The organism is Serratia sp. CY37869 (genome assembly GCF_052168895.1).
GTDB lineage: Bacteria > Pseudomonadota > Gammaproteobacteria > Enterobacterales > Enterobacteriaceae > Serratia > Serratia ureilytica.
Window position 1 is genome coordinate 1739518 of the sequence record NZ_JBJNLU010000001.1, and the last position, 15219, is coordinate 1754736.

Annotated in this window: 16 protein-coding genes; 10 read left to right on the plus strand and 6 right to left on the minus strand. The window is 59.0% G+C overall.

The features are described 5' to 3' along the window. Positions 1 to 80 precede the first annotated feature (80 nt). Positions 81 to 512, minus strand: coding sequence for a transcriptional regulator SlyA (gene slyA, locus ACJ8J1_RS08290; protein ID WP_004931301.1), 432 nt, complete (start codon positions 510 to 512; stop codon positions 81 to 83). Positions 513 to 692: 180 nt separating this feature from the next. Between slyA and ACJ8J1_RS08295 the strand changes: the two genes are divergently transcribed. From ACJ8J1_RS08295 to ACJ8J1_RS08305, 3 genes are read left to right on the plus strand one after another with little or no spacing between them, the layout of a single operon-like run. Further along, the gene (locus tag ACJ8J1_RS08295) at positions 693 to 929 is read left to right on the plus strand and encodes a DUF1656 domain-containing protein (protein WP_025159708.1); all 237 of its coding nucleotides are present in this window, start codon (positions 693 to 695) and stop codon (positions 927 to 929) included. A 3-nt stretch (positions 930 to 932) separates the two neighbouring features. After that, on the plus strand, positions 933 to 1796 hold the full coding sequence (locus ACJ8J1_RS08300) for an efflux RND transporter periplasmic adaptor subunit (protein WP_015377735.1): 864 nt from the start codon (positions 933 to 935) through the stop codon (positions 1794 to 1796). 3 nt (positions 1797 to 1799) lie between these two features. Next, positions 1800 to 3830, plus strand: a complete 2031-nt coding sequence (locus tag ACJ8J1_RS08305; protein WP_033642928.1) for an FUSC family protein — start codon at positions 1800 to 1802, stop codon at positions 3828 to 3830. Here the strand turns inward: ACJ8J1_RS08305 and sodC are convergent, their stop codons facing one another. After that, entirely contained in the window at positions 3831 to 4352 is a 522-nt protein-coding gene (gene sodC, locus ACJ8J1_RS08310; RefSeq protein ID WP_033642927.1) for a superoxide dismutase family protein, read from the minus strand. 241 nt (positions 4353 to 4593) lie between these two features. On the opposite strand from sodC, the gene ACJ8J1_RS08315 reads away from it, so the two are divergent. Further along, on the plus strand, positions 4594 to 6438 hold the full coding sequence (locus tag ACJ8J1_RS08315) for a polyurethane esterase (RefSeq protein ID WP_033642926.1): 1845 nt from the start codon (positions 4594 to 4596) through the stop codon (positions 6436 to 6438). 60 nt (positions 6439 to 6498) lie between these two features. Here ACJ8J1_RS08315 and ACJ8J1_RS08320 read toward each other — a convergent pair whose 3' ends face one another. The 3 genes from ACJ8J1_RS08320 to ACJ8J1_RS08330 all read right to left on the minus strand — a co-directional run bounded on the left by ACJ8J1_RS08320 (position 6499) and on the right by ACJ8J1_RS08330 (position 8686). Next, positions 6499 to 7395 (minus strand): aldo/keto reductase, encoded by an 897-nt coding sequence (locus tag ACJ8J1_RS08320; RefSeq protein WP_033642925.1) that lies wholly within the window; start codon positions 7393 to 7395, stop codon positions 6499 to 6501. Between the two features lie 100 nt (positions 7396 to 7495). Next, positions 7496 to 7735 (minus strand): DUF1289 domain-containing protein, encoded by a 240-nt coding sequence (locus ACJ8J1_RS08325; RefSeq protein ID WP_019455980.1) that lies wholly within the window; start codon positions 7733 to 7735, stop codon positions 7496 to 7498. Positions 7736 to 7756: 21 nt separating this feature from the next. Next, positions 7757 to 8686: a LysR substrate-binding domain-containing protein gene (locus ACJ8J1_RS08330; protein WP_187174031.1), complete on the minus strand. Its 930-nt coding sequence runs from the start codon at positions 8684 to 8686 to the stop codon at positions 7757 to 7759. Positions 8687 to 8824: 138 nt separating this feature from the next. On the opposite strand from ACJ8J1_RS08330, the gene ACJ8J1_RS08335 reads away from it, so the two are divergent. From ACJ8J1_RS08335 to rnt, 6 genes are all read left to right on the plus strand, one after another. Next, positions 8825 to 9466 carry an NAD(P)-dependent oxidoreductase gene (locus ACJ8J1_RS08335; protein ID WP_033642923.1) on the plus strand — a complete coding sequence of 214 codons (642 nt, stop codon included), beginning with the start codon at positions 8825 to 8827 and terminating at the stop codon, positions 9464 to 9466. Positions 9467 to 9602: 136 nt separating this feature from the next. Further along, positions 9603 to 11240: a phosphoethanolamine transferase EptA gene (eptA, locus tag ACJ8J1_RS08340; RefSeq protein WP_033642922.1), complete on the plus strand. Its 1638-nt coding sequence runs from the start codon at positions 9603 to 9605 to the stop codon at positions 11238 to 11240. 102 nt (positions 11241 to 11342) lie between these two features. Next, the gene (locus ACJ8J1_RS08345) at positions 11343 to 11963 is read left to right on the plus strand and encodes a TetR/AcrR family transcriptional regulator (protein ID WP_033642921.1); all 621 of its coding nucleotides are present in this window, start codon (positions 11343 to 11345) and stop codon (positions 11961 to 11963) included. 87 nt (positions 11964 to 12050) lie between these two features. Then, a complete protein-coding gene (locus tag ACJ8J1_RS08350; protein WP_033642920.1) occupies positions 12051 to 13154 on the plus strand; it encodes an alkene reductase in 1104 nt (367 codons plus the stop codon). Positions 13155 to 13487: 333 nt separating this feature from the next. Continuing rightward, complete coding sequence (gene gloA, locus ACJ8J1_RS08355) at positions 13488 to 13895, plus strand: lactoylglutathione lyase (protein ID WP_033642919.1); 408 nt, start codon at positions 13488 to 13490, stop codon at positions 13893 to 13895. Between the two features lie 77 nt (positions 13896 to 13972). Further along, on the plus strand, positions 13973 to 14656 hold the full coding sequence (rnt, locus tag ACJ8J1_RS08360) for a ribonuclease T (RefSeq protein WP_033642918.1): 684 nt from the start codon (positions 13973 to 13975) through the stop codon (positions 14654 to 14656). 68 nt (positions 14657 to 14724) lie between these two features. Here the strand turns inward: rnt and ACJ8J1_RS08365 are convergent, their stop codons facing one another. Then, positions 14725 to 15072: a Grx4 family monothiol glutaredoxin gene (locus tag ACJ8J1_RS08365; RefSeq protein WP_004931329.1), complete on the minus strand. Its 348-nt coding sequence runs from the start codon at positions 15070 to 15072 to the stop codon at positions 14725 to 14727. Positions 15073 to 15219 lie beyond the last annotated feature (147 nt).

Consider the following 15219-nt stretch of genomic DNA (forward strand, 5'->3'; position numbering starts at 1 on the left):
ACACGGCAAACCGGAGGCAATCGCCTCCGGTTTTATTTCTGATGCTGTGAAACTGTAATCGTAGAAAAATAAGAATATTATTATTTGTTCTGCAGTTCGGTGATATTTTGTTCTAACTTGCCAATCAGCCCTACCAACAGATGCACTTCGTCGGCGGTAATGCCGCTTAAAATCTCACTGCGCGTAGACGTGATCACACTGTCGACTTCCCTGATGATCGGATCGGCCGCTTCGGTCAGCTTGATGCGCTTCGCGCGGCGATCGTTGGCACAGGTGTGACGCGTGATAAGCCCCTTCTCCTCCAGTTGGTCCAGCGTGCGAACCAGTGACGGTTGCTCGATACCGATCGCCTTGGCCAGCTGGATTTGCGACTGCTCCGGCGGCAAGCGATTGATATTGTGCAACGTAACCCAATGCGTTTGGGTCAGCTCCAACGGCTTGAGCCGATGATCGATGAGCGCTCGCCAAACACGAACCAATCGTGCTAAATCTGAACCTAATGTTGACTCCACTTACCCCTCCTTATAATTAGCATGCTAACATTACCTCCCAGAGCTTAGACTATTTTGGGTAACTCACATTAAAAACACAAATGTATATAATGTATATTGTGGAAATAACCACTATTTTTAACCGCTATTGTTTAATCGTTATGCAAATATTCAACATATTCACCCGTAGGGATTGTTAATGTGAATACATCATGGTTACACGCCTCATCGCCCTTACCCGATTTGGTCCTGGGGGCATCGCTTTATTTTCCACCCATATTTAAAGCTTTTTTGCTAGGACTGGTCTTATGGTTGCTGATTCATCAGCTGCTCAGGGACTGGATGTATTCCGGTGAAATCTGGCACCCCATGTTGATGGACCTGTCCATTTTCGTCCTGACCGTCAGCGGTTCCTTATGGATTTTAGCGAGTTGGTAACCCATGCAGCATAAAACATTAAAATACTTTTCTACGGTGATCGTCTGCGCCATTGCCGTCTGCGCCGGTTGGTGGCTCTGGAATTATTATATGCAATCCCCATGGACCCGTGACGGAAAAGTGCGCGCAGAACTCGTCAATATCACCCCTGAGGTTTCTGGAAGATTAGAGAAAATAAGTGCGAATGACAATCAATTCGTACCTGCGGGAAGTCTGATTTTTACCCTCGACCCGGTGCCTTATCAGATCGCGCTGGACAATGCCGAGGCCGCGGTGGCAAAAGCGCAATCGGATCTGGCCAAGGCGGACCATGAAGCCGCCCGACGCCGCGGGTTGCCGCGCAACGTTATTTCCGCTGAAGATTTGGATGAGTCCAATTTAGCCGCTCAGGCAATGAAGGCCGCCTATAAAGCCGCCCTGGCCAACCTGGAACAGGCCAAATGGAATTTGAGCAAAACTAAAATTTACGCGCCGACCGACGGTTATATCACCAATCTGCAGGCGCGGGTCGGGAACTACGCCAACGCCGGCACGCCTTTGGTCGCACTGGTGGATGTCCATTCGTTTTATGTACTCGGTTATTTCGAAGAAACCAAGCTGAAACATATAAAAGAAGGCAATAAAGCCGATATTGTCTTATATAACGGCAACACCCCGCTGCAGGGGGAAGTAGAGAGTATCGGCCGCGCCATTTACGATCAGAGCGTTGACAGCAACAACGATCTATTAATGGATGTTAAGCCCAATGTTCCCTGGGTGCGTTTGGCTCAGCGCGTGCCGGTGCGGATAAAATTGCTCAACGTGCCCGCCGATTTGACGCTGGTTGCCGGCACCACCTGCACCATTTCGATTCATCAGCGGAACTAAAGTGTGAACCTGCCCTTTCTGGAGTGGAGCCGTACCCCCTGGGGTAAGGCGACCGGCGGCCAATGGCGCTATGCGCTGCGCAACTCGCTGGCGATGTGTCTGGCGCTGTGGGTGGCGTTCGTGCTCGAGCTCGACGAACCCTATTGGGCGCTCACCTCCGCTGCGGTGGTCAGCTTCCCCACCATCGGCGGCGTGATCAGCAAAAGCATCGGCCGCATCTTCGGCAGCCTGGTGGGCGCCGCCGCCTCGGTGGCGATCGCCGGCCACTGCCTGAACGATCCCTGGCTGTTCACGCTGTTCATCGCCGCCTGGATCGGGCTATGCACCTATATCTCCAACCATTATCAAAACAACGTTTCCTACGCGTTCGCGCTGGCAGGCTATACCGCCGCCATCATCGCCTTCGGTACGGTCAACGTCACCGATACCCAGCAGATCTTCGATATCGCCCAGGCGCGGGTTTGCGAAGTGATCACCGGCATTCTGTGCGGCGGGCTGATGATGATGATCCTGCCCAGCACCTCCGACGGCGAAGCCTTGCTGACTTCGCTGCGGCGCATGCAGCAGCGGCTGCTGGAGCACGCCGCCATGCTGTGGCAGCCGGAGGTCACCGCGCAGATGCGCACCTCGCACGAAGGGGTCATCGGCCAGATCCTGACCATGAACCTGCTGCGCATTCAGGCGTTTTGGAGCCACTACCGCCTGCGGCGGCAAAATAACCTGCTCAACTATCTGCTGCACCAGCAGCTGCGCATTACCAGCGTCATTTCCAGCCTGCGCCGCATGCTGCTGAACTGGCCGGATCGTCCCGCCAATCTGATGCCGGTGCTGACGCAACTGCTGGATGAATTGCGCGATCCCGCCACCGATAAATATCGCTTGGCGCGCCTGCTCCAGCAGATCGCCCCGCAAGATGCAGCGGACTACCGCCATCGCGCCTTCTGGCTGCGTTTGCGTGATTTCTGCTGGCTTTACCTGCGCTGCAACCGCTGGCTGCAGCGATTGGAAAGCGCCACGGCGGTCAGCGATCTCCAGCCGCCGCGCGTCACCTCGCTGGCGCGCCATACCGACAGCTACGAAGCCGCCTATAACGGCCTGCGCACCTTTTTATGCATCGTGATCGGCTGCGCCTACTGGATCAACACGCAGTGGGACGCCGGCAGCGCGGCGCTGACGCTCACCGCCATCAGCTGCGTGCTCTACTCCTCCACGCCTTCGCCGATCAACAGCGTCAGCACCTTGCTCAAGGCGGTGCTGCTGCTCTCGGTCGCCTGCTTCGTGGTGAAATTCGGTTTGATGATCCAGATTGATGATTTCTGGGTGTTCTGCGCCTTCCTGTTCCCGATCCTGGTGACCATGCAGATGCTCAAACTGCAGAATCCGCCTTATGCCGCGCTTTGGGGGCAGCTGATCGTCTTTATGGGCTCATTTCTGACCGTCAGCAATCCGCCGAGCTATGACTACCAGTCCTTTATCAATGACAACATCGGTAAAATTGTCGGTGTGCTGCTGGCCGGGCTGGCGTTTCAGATCCTGCGCCCCAGCTCGGACAAGCGAAAGAGCCGCCGTATTATCCGCGCGCTGCGCCGCGACTTTATCGATCAGTTGAGCAAAAAGCCGCAGCAGAGCGAAAGCCAGTTTGAATCGCTGATCTACCATCGCATCAGCCAGCTCAATCAAAGTCAGGATCAGGAGGCGCGCACCTGGTTGCTGCGCTGGGGCGTGGTGCTGCTCAACTGCAGCCATATCGTCTGGCAGCTGCGCGACTGGCAAACCCGCTCAGATCCGCTGTCGGCGGTGCGCAACGTCTGTATCCACTGCCTGCGCGGCATCATGACGGAGAAAGGCGTGCAGCACAGTTCGCTGGACGCCACGCTGCAAGAACTGCTGCGCATGAGCAACGCCCTGGCGCACCACCCGGAACAGGCGGCGCGCGATCTGGCCGGCCTTATTTGGCGGCTCTACTGCTCGCTGCAACAATTGCAACAGGCCATTGGCCAGCCCGCCGCCACTGCGGCCGTCAGCGGCGGATGATCACTTGATCACGCCGCAGGCGAAGCGCTCACCGCCGCCGCCGAGCGGCAGCGGATGATCCGAGTGATTATCGCCGCCGGCGTGCACCATCAGCGCCTTGCCCTCAATTTCACTGATTTTTTTCAGCCGCGGCGCCAACACCGGGTCGTTCGCCATGCCGTCGGCGGTCACATAGATGGCCGGCAAATCGCCCAGATGCCCGTCGGCATACGGCCCGAGGTGTTTCCCGGTTTTTTGCGGATCAAAATGCCCGCCGGCCGCCAGCGCCGCCACCGCCTTACCGTCCTTCATGCCCGGCTCGCAGCTGCCTTTCTCATGCACATGGAAACCGTGCACCCCGGCCGGCAAGGCTTTCAGGCTCGGCGTGAACAGTAAGCCGTAAGGCGTTTCGCTGATGGCCACTTTGCCGATATCCTGACCGATGCCCTGCCCGGTCACCAAGTTCATCTCAACGTCGACCGTCGCCGCCTGAGCGGCCCCGCAGGCCATCAGGCCAAGCGCCGCATACCAATAACGTTTCATCAATCAGTCTCCTTAATGACTATATCGAGTTATCAGTATAGGAGAGCCAGCGCCAGCACTGTTAACCAACGCACAATCTCGCCAATTTGATTCGCGGGCCTAATATTTAGCACCAATAATAATTCTACCGATGTTGGTCCTCTGACCAGCTGTCGTTCGGCTAACGTTGTTTCCCTGTTTCCACCGCCGACGCGCGAGAGTTCACTTCCCGGCCAGGCGGCATACTTCATAAGGAACTGATATGGGCATCTTTAGCTATAAGGATCTGGACGAAAACGCGTCAAAGGCGCTGTTTTCCGACGCCTTGGCCATCTCTACCTACGCTTACCACAATATCGATAACGGCTTCGATGAAGGCTATCACCAGACCGGTTTCGGCCTCGGTCTGCCGCTGACGCTGATCACGGCGCTCATCGGCAGCACCCAGTCGCAGGGCGGCCTGCCCGGTCTTCCCTGGAACCCCGACTCCGAACAGGCCGCGCAGGACGCGGTGAACAATGCCGGCTGGTCAGTGATCGACGCCGCGCAATTGGGATACGCCGGCAAAACCGATGCGCGCGGCACCTACTACGGCGAAACCGCCGGTTACACCACCGCTCAGGCCGAGGTGCTGGGCAAATATGACAGCGAAGGCAATCTCACCGCCATTGGCATCTCATTTCGCGGTACCAGCGGCCCGCGCGAGTCGCTGATCGGCGATACCATCGGCGATGTGATTAACGATCTGTTGGCCGGGTTCGGGCCGAAAGGCTATGCCGACGGCTATACGCTGAAGGCCTTCGGCAATTTGCTGGGGGACGTGGCGAAATTCGCGCAGGCCCACGGGCTGAGCGGCGAAGACGTGGTGATCAGCGGCCACAGCCTCGGCGGGCTGGCGGTCAACAGCATGGCGGCGCAGAGCGACGCCAACTGGGGCGGCTTCTACGCGCAGTCCAACTATGTCGCCTTCGCCTCGCCGACCCAGTACGAAGCCGGCGGCAAGGTGATCAACATCGGCTATGAGAACGATCCGGTGTTTCGCGCGCTCGACGGCACCTCGCTGACCCTGCCGTCATTGGGCGTTCACGATGCGCCGCATACCTCCGCCACCAACAATATCGTCAACTTCAACGACCACTACGCGTCGGACGCCTGGAATCTGTTGCCGTTCTCCATTCTCAACATTCCGACCTGGCTATCCCACCTGCCGTTCTTCTATCAGGATGGTCTGATGCGGGTGCTGAACTCCGAGTTTTATTCGCTGACCGACAAAGACTCGACCATCATCGTCTCCAACCTGTCGAACGTCACGCGCGGCAGTACCTGGGTGGAAGATCTGAACCGCAACGCGGAAACGCACAGCGGGCCGACGTTTATCATCGGCAGCGACGGCAATGATTTGATCAGGGGCGGCAAAGGCAACGACTATCTCGAGGGCCGCGACGGTGACGATATCTTCCGCGACGCCGGCGGCTATAACCTGATCGCCGGCGGCAAAGGCCACAATATCTTCGATACCCAGCAGGCGTTGAAAAACACCGAGGTCGCCTACGACGGCAATACGCTTTACCTGCGCGACGCCAAAGGCGGCATTACGCTGGCGGACGACATCAGCACCCTGCGCAGCAAAGAAACCTCCTGGCTGATTTTCAGCAAAGAGGTGGATCATCAGGTGACCGCCGCCGGATTGAAATCGGATTCGGGCCTCAAAGCCTATGCAGCCGCCACCACCGGCGGCGACGGCGATGACGTCCTGCAGGCTCGCAGCCACGACGCCTGGCTGTTCGGCAATGCCGGCAACGACACGCTTATCGGCCATGCCGGCGGCAACCTGACCTTCGTCGGCGGCAGCGGCGATGACATCCTGAAGGGGGTCGGCAACGGCAATACCTTCCTGTTCAGCGGCGATTTCGGCCGCGACCAGCTGTATGGCTTCAACGCCACCGACAAACTGGTATTTATCGGCACCGAGGGCGCCAGCGGGAATATCCGCGACTATGCCACGCAGCAAAACGACGATCTGGTGCTGGCCTTCGGCCACAGCCAGGTCACGCTGATCGGCGTCTCGCTCGATCATTTCAACCCCGATCAGGTGGTGTTGGCCTAAAGACCAACGTAAAAAAAGCCGGGCGCTTTCGCCGCCCGGCTTTCCTCTTTCTACCCCGTCTCAGGGCACGTCATACCCCAACGCCGCCTTGCGAAGGCGGAACCACTGCTGGCGGTTCAGCGCCAGTTTCTGCGCCTTCAACGCCGAACGCACCCGCTCGATCTTGCCGGAGCCGATAATCGGCAGCGGCGAAGACGGCAGGCGCATCACCCAGGCGTAAACCACCTGTTCAATGCTCTCGGCGCCGATCTCTTGCGCCACCCGCTGCAGCTCGTCGCGCAGCGGCTGGAACTCGGCGTCGTTGAACAAGCGGCCGCCGCCCAGGCAGGACCAGGCCATCGGTTTGATGCGCAGCTGCTGGCACTGGTCGAGCGTGCCGTCCAGGATCGCCGGTTGGTGAATCGGCGAAATTTCCACCTGATTGGTGACCAGAGAGAACGGCAGACGCGACTGCAGCAGTTGGAACTGCGCGGGCGTAAAGTTAGAGACGCCGAAATGGCGCACCTTGCCGCTTTTGTGCAGCGCGACAAAGGCTTCGGCCACGTCGTCAGCGTCCATCAACGGATCCGGGCGGTGGATCAGCAACAGGTCGAGGTAGTCGGTATGCAGATAGCGCAGCGAGTGTTCCGCGCTCTGTACGATATGATCGCGATCGGTAATGTAGTGGCCGATCGGGTTGCCGGGCTTGGCGGTGGTGGCGATGCCGCACTTGCTCACCAGCTCCAGCGACTGCCGCAACGAGGGCTTCAGGCGCAGCGCGTCGCCGAATGCCTGCTCGCAGGCATAACCACCATAGATATCTGCGTGATCGACGGTGGTGACGCCCAGTTCGACATGCTGTTCGATAAACGTCAGCAGTTGCTGCGGCGACATGCCCCACTCCATCAACCGCCAGTAACCGCAAATCATACGGGAAAATTCAGGCCCCTGCGGCGCGAGACGAATGCGTTCTACCATTGCGAAAACCTCATGACATTAGTTGTCAGCCAGCATACACAAGCCGGTGAGGCGCAGGGAAGCGCAAAGGCGCATGAACGTGCGGCAGATCAGGAAAGGGTCAAAACAGCGAAGGCTGTTCCGGCAGCGGCTCGTCGGGGGCTTTGTTGGCGCGCTGCAGGCGCAGGAAACGTTGGCGACACAGACGCAGCACTTCGCGCTTTTGCGCGTCGCTCATGCTCATCCAGCCGAACCGCTCCTCGCGGCTGCGCAGGCAGCCACGGCAGAAACCGCGATCGTCGGCCTGGCAAATGCCGCGACACGGGCTGGGGATGTCGAAAAATTCAAGCTGCTGTGCCACGGGCCCTCCTGCATTCTCCTGCTAATTGAAGACGTCATCGCCGCCGCTGGCAAGTCCCTTTTCGCCATTGCGGCGAAAATAGTCGCGCAAATAGCGCAGCGCCTGGCGGCTTTTCTCCGGCATAGTGCGTTCCAGCGTCAGCGCATGCAGCCGCAGCGGCGCCGGCCGCCACTCCGGCAACAGCAGCAACAGCTCGCCGCGCTGCAGCTCGTCGCCAATTTCATACAGCGGCTGAACGGAAATGCCCAGACCGGCGCGGGTAAAGGCGCGCATCACGTTCATGCTCTCGCTGACGATCTGCCCCTCCGCCAGCCGCAGCTTGACCTGCTGGCCGGATTGATGCAGCAAATCCAGATGGGCCCCGCTATAGCCGCTGGAGATCCAGCGGTGCTGCACCAAATCCTGCGGCTTTTCCGGCACCCCATGCTGGCTGAGGTAACGCGGCGCCGCGCACAGCACCATCGGCCACGCCGTCAGCGGGTGAGCGATCATATTGGCGTCCGCCAGTTGACGATTGGCGCGCAGCGCAATGTCGACCCGCTGTTCTATCATGTCGACGATGCGATCGTCTGCCAGCACCCGCAGCGTCAGCTTGGGATGCGCCTGCAACAGCGGCGCCAGCGCCTCCGCCAACGAGCGGCCGCCGATGCCAACCGGAGTGGCGATGCGCAGCTCGCCCACCAGCGTGTCCCGCAGTTCCGCCAGCCGCTGCTCCGCCTGCTGCGCCTGTTGCAACATCGCCTCGCAGCCGGGATAAAACGCCGCCCCCGCCTCGGTCAACGCCAGACGGCGGGTGGAGCGGTGCAACAGCGGCACCCCGAGCGCCTTCTCCAGCGAGCGCATATGCTGACTGACCGCCGACGGCGTCATGCCCAGCCGCCGCGCCGCACCGGCCAACGATCCCTCCGCCACTACGGTGGCGAACACCGCCATTCGATTGAGTTTATCCACGATTATGAAGTTTTACTTAATCAAGAAAGCATGAATATGGCACTAATCACGGCTATTGTTAAGGACTAGAGTAGATCCCACGCAGCAGGCACATCGGCCTGCCTTACGATACTGACCCATCCCTGAAGGAGCATACAGATGAAAGTAGCCATTATTGGAGCAACCGGTTTTGTTGGCCGCCGTGTGGTGGATGAAGCGCTGGCTCGCGGCATTCAGGTAACGGCGATCGCCCGTCAGAAAAAAGATTTGCCGGACCACGCCAATCTGACCGTCGCGCTGGGCGACGTCGCCGATACCGCCTGGCTGGCGGGGCAATTGCACGGTCAGGATGCGGTGATCAGCGCCTACAATCCCGGCTGGGGCGAAGACAACCTGTATGAGAAGACTACGCGCGGCGCCCAGCAGATCCTTACCGCGGTCGAGCAGTCAGGCGTCAAGCGCCTGTTGGTGGTGGGCGGCGCAGGCAGCCTGGAAGTGGCGCCGGGCGTTGAACTGGTGGATACGCCGCAATTCCCGGAAAATATCCGCCCCGGCGCGCAGGCGGTGCGCGATCTGCGCAATAAACTGCGCAACGAATCAGCGCTCGACTGGACCTATCTCTCTCCGGCCGCCCTGCTGGAACCGGGCAAACGCACCGGCCAGTTCCGCCTCGGCACCACGCAGCTGCTGATGAACGGCGACGCGCCGGCCAGCATTTCGGTGGAAGATCTGGCGGTGGCTATCGTCGATGAGATTGAAAAACCTCAGTTTATTCGCGCCCAATTCACCGCCGCCTACTAATTCCCCTCACCGCCAGGCCACCGGCCTGGCGTTTTCCCGCGTTCGCCGCCGCCAGTATTCTGAATTTCTAAGGTTTTCTTAAGTTTCATCCGGTAGATTTCAAGGCATTATCTACTCTCAGGATCCAGATTTGGCAATGTGGTTACGTCAACGCTTACAGTGCAACAGCCTCGGTTTTATCCTCGCCACCGCCCTGTTCTTCACTCTGTTCCAAAACGCGTTATTCCTGCATCGCGCCTGGTCGTATATCACCTTCGATAGCGTCCACAGCGTGATATTCGCCGCCAGCATGCCGGTGGTGATCTTCTGTGCGCTGAATATTATCTTCAGCGTGTTGACCGTGCCCTACCTGCGCAAACCACTGATCGTCTTTTTCTTGCTCGGCAGCGCCGCAGCCAACTATTTCATGTACAGCTATGGCGTGGTGATCGACGGCAACATGATGCAAAACGCCTTTGAAACCAACACCCACGAAGCGACGGCGTTGCTGACGCCGCGCATGGGGCTGTGGCTGGCGCTGCTCGGCGTCCTGCCGGCGGCGGCGGTTTGCTTCATCCATATTCGCCAGACCCGCCCCTGGTGGTACATGGTTGGGCTGCGCGCCGCCAACGTCATGCTGTCATTGGTGGTGATCCTGATCATCGCCGCGCTGTTCTACAAAGACTACGCTTCGCTGATCCGCAACAATAAAAGCGTGGTGAAGATGTTAACGCCTTCCAACTTCGTCGCCGGCACCATCAAGTTTACCGAGCAGCGCTACTTCACGCGCAATCTGCCGCTGGTGAAGATCGGTGAAGACGCGCGCAAAGGGCCGCTGATCGCCGGACAGGCCAAGAAAACGCTGGTGATCCTGGTGGTGGGCGAAACCGCCCGCGCCGAAAACTTCTCTCTCGGGGGCTACGATCGCGAGACCAACCCGCGCCTCAAGCAGGACAACGTGGTCTATTTCAAGAACGCCAGCTCTTGCGGCACCGAAACGGCGATCTCCGTCCCCTGCATGTTCTCCAACATGCCGCGCAAAGCGTACGACGCAACTCAGGCGACGCACCAGGAAGGCATGCTCGACGTGCTGGCGCATGCCGGCGTCAACGTGCTGTGGCGCGATAACGACGGCGGCTGCAAAGGCGCCTGCGATCGGGTGCCGCACATCGACATGACCAAACTGAAACTGCCGCAGGACTGTGACGGCGAAGTTTGCATGGACAATGTGCTGTTGTACAAACTGAACGACTACATCAATAGCCTGAAAGACGACGGCGTGATCGTGTTGCACCAGATGGGCAGTCACGGCCCGGCTTATTACCGCCGCAGCACGCCGCAGTTCCAGACGTTTTCGCCGACCTGCAACAGCAATCAGATCCAAGATTGCAGCCATGAACAGCTGGTGAACACCTACGACAACTCGATCCTGTATACCGACGCGATGCTCGATGCCACCATCAAGCTGCTGCAGCAGTATGACGACCGGTTCAATACCGCGTTGGTCTACCTGTCCGATCACGGCGAATCGCTGGGAGAAAACGGCATGTATCTGCACGGCACGCCTTATGTCTTCGCGCCGAGCCAGCAAACTCACGTGCCATTCCTGATGTGGATGTCGGCCGACTATCAGCGCAATTTCGGCATCGATCGCCAGTGCCTGAGCGCGCTGGCGGAAAAGGACGACGTGTCGCAGGACAATCTGTTCCACACCCTGCTGGGCATGCTGAATGTGCAGACGCGTGAATATCAATCCCAGTTGGATATTCTGCAACGCTGCCGCAACGCGGCGTAAGCGCTTAACTTCCGCGTGCCGCTGAGGCACAATGCTTGAGACCAACCGGCGTTTTGTGCGCCGGTTTTTTTATTCCCATTGACCTAGACCAATCGGTCTATTATGCTCGGCGCCATGATGACCAAATCAACGCATTGCAACGTGGATACACGTGAACATCTGCTCGCCACCGGCGAAACCCTCAGCCTGCGCCTGGGCTTTACCGGCATGGGGCTGAGCGAACTGCTGGCCACGGCGGGCGTGCCGAAAGGATCGTTCTACCACTATTTCCGCTCGAAGGAAGCCTTCGGCGAAGCGATGCTGCAACGCTATTTCGCGCACTATGATGCGCAAATGCAAAAGCTGTTTGCCGACGAGCACACCGATGCCCGCCACCAGCTCTTGGGGTATTACGCCCAGGCCATCAGTTACCACTGCCGCAGCGAATGTCATAACGCCTGTCTGGCGGTGAAACTCTCCGCCGAGGTGAGCGACCTGTCGGAGCCGATGCGCCATGCGCTGGAAACCGGGACCGCCCGGGTGATCGGCCACCTGCAGGCGGCCATTGAGCGCGGCATCGCCGAGGGATCGCTGTCGGTAGCCATGAGCCCGGCGGCAACTGCAGAGACGCTGTATGCCCTGTGGCTCGGCGCCTCGCTGCGCGCCAAGATCCGGCGATCGTTGGCCCCGTTGACCAGCGCGCTGGAAAGCATCGAGTTGCTGCTGCGCCCGCCGCAGCCGTAACACCACCGTCTTTTTTCGTGAAAATGCAGTTCGTGTTTTTTTATCGCCCATAACTAGACGACCGGTCTATTAAATACAGGATGCACTATGAAGACTGAAAAATTGCTCTCTCCGCTGAAAGTTGGCGCAGTCACCCTGCCCAACCGCGTGTTTATGGCTCCGCTGACGCGTCTGCGCAGCATCGAACCGGGCGACATTCCCACGCCGCTGATGGCGGAGTATTATGCGCAGCGCGCCGGCGCCGGTCTGATCGTGACCGAAGCGACGCAGATTTCCTTCCAGGCGAAAGGCTACGCCGGTGCGCCGGGCCTGCATACCCCGGAGCAGATCGCCGCGTGGAAACACATCACGCAGGCGGTACACGACAAAAACGGCCACATCGCCGTACAGCTGTGGCACGTAGGCCGCATCTCCCACACCAGCCTCCAGCCGGGCGGACAAGCGCCGGTCGCCCCTTCGGCGATCAACGCAGACACCCGCACCACCGTGCGTGACGAAACCGGCGCCTGGGTGCGTGTACCGACCTCTACGCCGCGCGCGCTGGAAACCAGCGAGATCCCGGGCATCGTCAACGATTTCCGCCAGGCGACCGCCAACGCGCGTGAAGCCGGCTTCGACTTTATCGAGCTGCATGCGGCTCACGGCTATCTGCTGCACCAGTTCATGTCTCCGGCGTCTAACCAGCGTACCGATCAATACGGCGGCAGCATCGAGAATCGCACCCGCCTGACGCTGGAAGTGGTCGACGCCGCCATCGCAGAATGGGGCTCCGAGCACATCGGCATCCGCATCTCGCCGCTGGGGCCGTTCAACGGCCTGGACAACGGTGAAGATCAGGAAGAAGCGGCGCTGTACCTGGTGGAAGAGCTGAACAAACGCAACATCGCCTATCTGCACATCTCCGAACCGGACTGGGCCGGCGGCAAACCTTATTCCGACGCCTTCCGTGACTCGGTGCGCGCCCACTTTAAAGGGGTGATCGTCGGCGCCGGCGCCTACACCGCTGAAAAAGCCGAAGCGTTGATCGAAAAAGGCTTCATCGACGCGGTGGCCTTTGGCCGTAGCTACATCGCCAATCCGGATTTGGTCGAGCGTTTCCGTCAACACGCCCCGCTCAACGAACCTAAGCCGGAAACCTTCTACGGCGGTGGCGCCGAAGGTTATACCGACTATCCGTTTCTGACGAAGTAACCCGTCCTGACCCTAAACGGCCACGCAACCGCCTGGCCGTTTTTTTATGCACGCAAAAAGGCCCGCACAAGGCGGGCCGACGTTCCCTGGTGTTGTTATCTGCTACAGGTCAATTTCTACACGGTTACGCGCGGAATTGATAATTGATTGTGCAGATCAATTACTTCGTATCGATCGGTACACTCGATCAATATTTAAACACCCATGACGAGGGGGCAAAAAGTGACATCGTCACCAACTCGTCACGTTGAATTCCCTTGCGGGACAAGGCTATACTCGCTTGTGCTTCAATCCACCCGCCGTCTGCCACGGCACAGTCAATTCAGAGGAATTATGCGCTTACTCCATACCATGATCCGCGTCGGTGATCTGCAACGCTCCATCGACTTCTACACCAAGGTATTAGGCATGCGCCTGCTGCGCACCAGCGAAAACCCGGAGCACAAATACTCGCTGGCTTTTGTCGGCTATACGGAAGAGAGCGAAGGCGCGGTTATCGAACTGACCTATAACTGGGGCACCGACAGCTACGACATGGGCACCGCCTTCGGCCACCTGGCGCTGGGCGTGGACGACGTCGCCGCCACCTGCGACAACATCCGCCGCGCCGGCGGCAACGTCACCCGTGAGGCCGGCCCGGTGAAAGGCGGCACCACGGTGATCGCGTTCGTCGAAGATCCGGACGGTTATAAAATCGAGCTGATCGAAAACAAACACGCCGGCCAAGGCCTCGGCCACTAAGCCTCTCTCGGGGCGCGCCTGCGCCCCGCTGATTCTCCGCGCGATAGCGCCTGCAACCGGGCGCAAAATTTGCCATAATGCGCGCTGCATTCGATGAAGATAAGAAACTGATGGCCGAAAAAAGTGATCTTAACGCCCTGAGTGGTCGTTTTCGTGGGTTTTATCCCGTAGTAATAGATGTTGAAACCGCCGGCTTCAACGCCAATACCGATGCGCTGCTGGAAATCGCCGCCGTGACGCTGAAAATGGATGAAGACGGCTGGCTGCAGCGCGACGAAACCCTGCACTTCCACGTGGAGCCTTTCGAGGGCGCCAACCTGCAACCGGAAGCGCTGGCGTTTAACGGCATCGATCCGCACAACCCGCTGCGCGGTGCGGTCAGCGAATACGACGCGCTGCACGCCATTTTCAAAGCAGTGCGCAAAGGGCTCAAGGATCGCGGTTGCAACCGGGCCATTATCGTCGCGCACAACGCCAACTTCGATCACAGCTTCCTGATGGCCGCGGCCGAACGCGCCGGTTTGAAGCGTAATCCGTTCCATCCGTTCGCCACCTTCGACACCGCTGCGCTGAGCGGCCTGGTGCTGGGGCAAACGGTGCTGGCCAAAGCCTGCATCGCTGCCGGCATGCCGTTCGACAGCAGCCAGGCGCACTCCGCGCTGTACGACACCGAACAAACCGCCCTGCTGTTTTGTGAGCTGGTTAACCGCTGGAAGCGTCTCGGCGGCTGGCCGCTGCCCGCCAGCGATCTCGCCGAATAGGCCCAATAAAAAAGGCGGCCCAGTTTGCACTGGCGCCGCCCGTTACGCGATAACCGCACGTCTGTCGATTAAGACTGCTGGTCTTCCTGCGCTTTATACTTTTCTGCCGTTTCTTTGATCAGCTGCTGCAATTCGCCGCGCTGATACATTTCGATGATGATATCGCAACCGCCGACCAGTTCACCGTCTACCCACAGCTGCGGGAAAGTCGGCCAGTTGGCGTATTTTGGCAACTCGGCGCGGATGTCCGGGTTTTGCAGAATATCCACATAGGCGAAACGCTCGCCGCAGGCGGACAGCGCTTGCACAGCCTGCGCAGAGAAGCCGCAGCTCGGCAGCTTTGGCGAACCCTTCATGTACAGCAGAATCGGGTTTTCAGCGATCTGGTGCTGAATTTTTTCAAGTGTCGTCGTCATTTATTGCTTCCTCAAGCCACATTTCATGGCTACAACATGCATCACGCGGGCTATTGTAGCGGCTGGAACAGTCGCAAGAAAACGCCATCTTTTGCAAGGATATTCGCCCGCCGCCGATCGCGTTTCACCGGCCACGTCATTCCGGTC

Coding starts and splice junctions, on each gene's coding strand:
- eptA (WP_033642922.1), top strand. CDS start 9,603: ATGTGGTTACGTCAACGCTTACAGTGCAACAGCCTCGGTTTTATCCTC.
- ACJ8J1_RS08335 (WP_033642923.1), top strand. CDS start 8,825: ATGAAAGTAGCCATTATTGGAGCAACCGGTTTTGTTGGCCGCCGTGTG.
- ACJ8J1_RS08345 (WP_033642921.1), top strand. CDS start 11,343: ATGCTCGGCGCCATGATGACCAAATCAACGCATTGCAACGTGGATACA.
- ACJ8J1_RS08350 (WP_033642920.1), top strand. CDS start 12,051: ATGAAGACTGAAAAATTGCTCTCTCCGCTGAAAGTTGGCGCAGTCACC.
- ACJ8J1_RS08320 (WP_033642925.1), bottom strand. CDS start 7,395: ATGGTAGAACGCATTCGTCTCGCGCCGCAGGGGCCTGAATTTTCCCGT.
- sodC (WP_033642927.1), bottom strand. CDS start 4,352: ATGAAACGTTATTGGTATGCGGCGCTTGGCCTGATGGCCTGCGGGGCC.
- ACJ8J1_RS08315 (WP_033642926.1), top strand. CDS start 4,594: ATGGGCATCTTTAGCTATAAGGATCTGGACGAAAACGCGTCAAAGGCG.
- gloA (WP_033642919.1), top strand. CDS start 13,488: ATGCGCTTACTCCATACCATGATCCGCGTCGGTGATCTGCAACGCTCC.
- rnt (WP_033642918.1), top strand. CDS start 13,973: ATGCGCGCTGCATTCGATGAAGATAAGAAACTGATGGCCGAAAAAAGT.
- ACJ8J1_RS08300 (WP_015377735.1), top strand. CDS start 933: ATGCAGCATAAAACATTAAAATACTTTTCTACGGTGATCGTCTGCGCC.
- ACJ8J1_RS08365 (WP_004931329.1), bottom strand. CDS start 15,072: ATGACGACGACACTTGAAAAAATTCAGCACCAGATCGCTGAAAACCCG.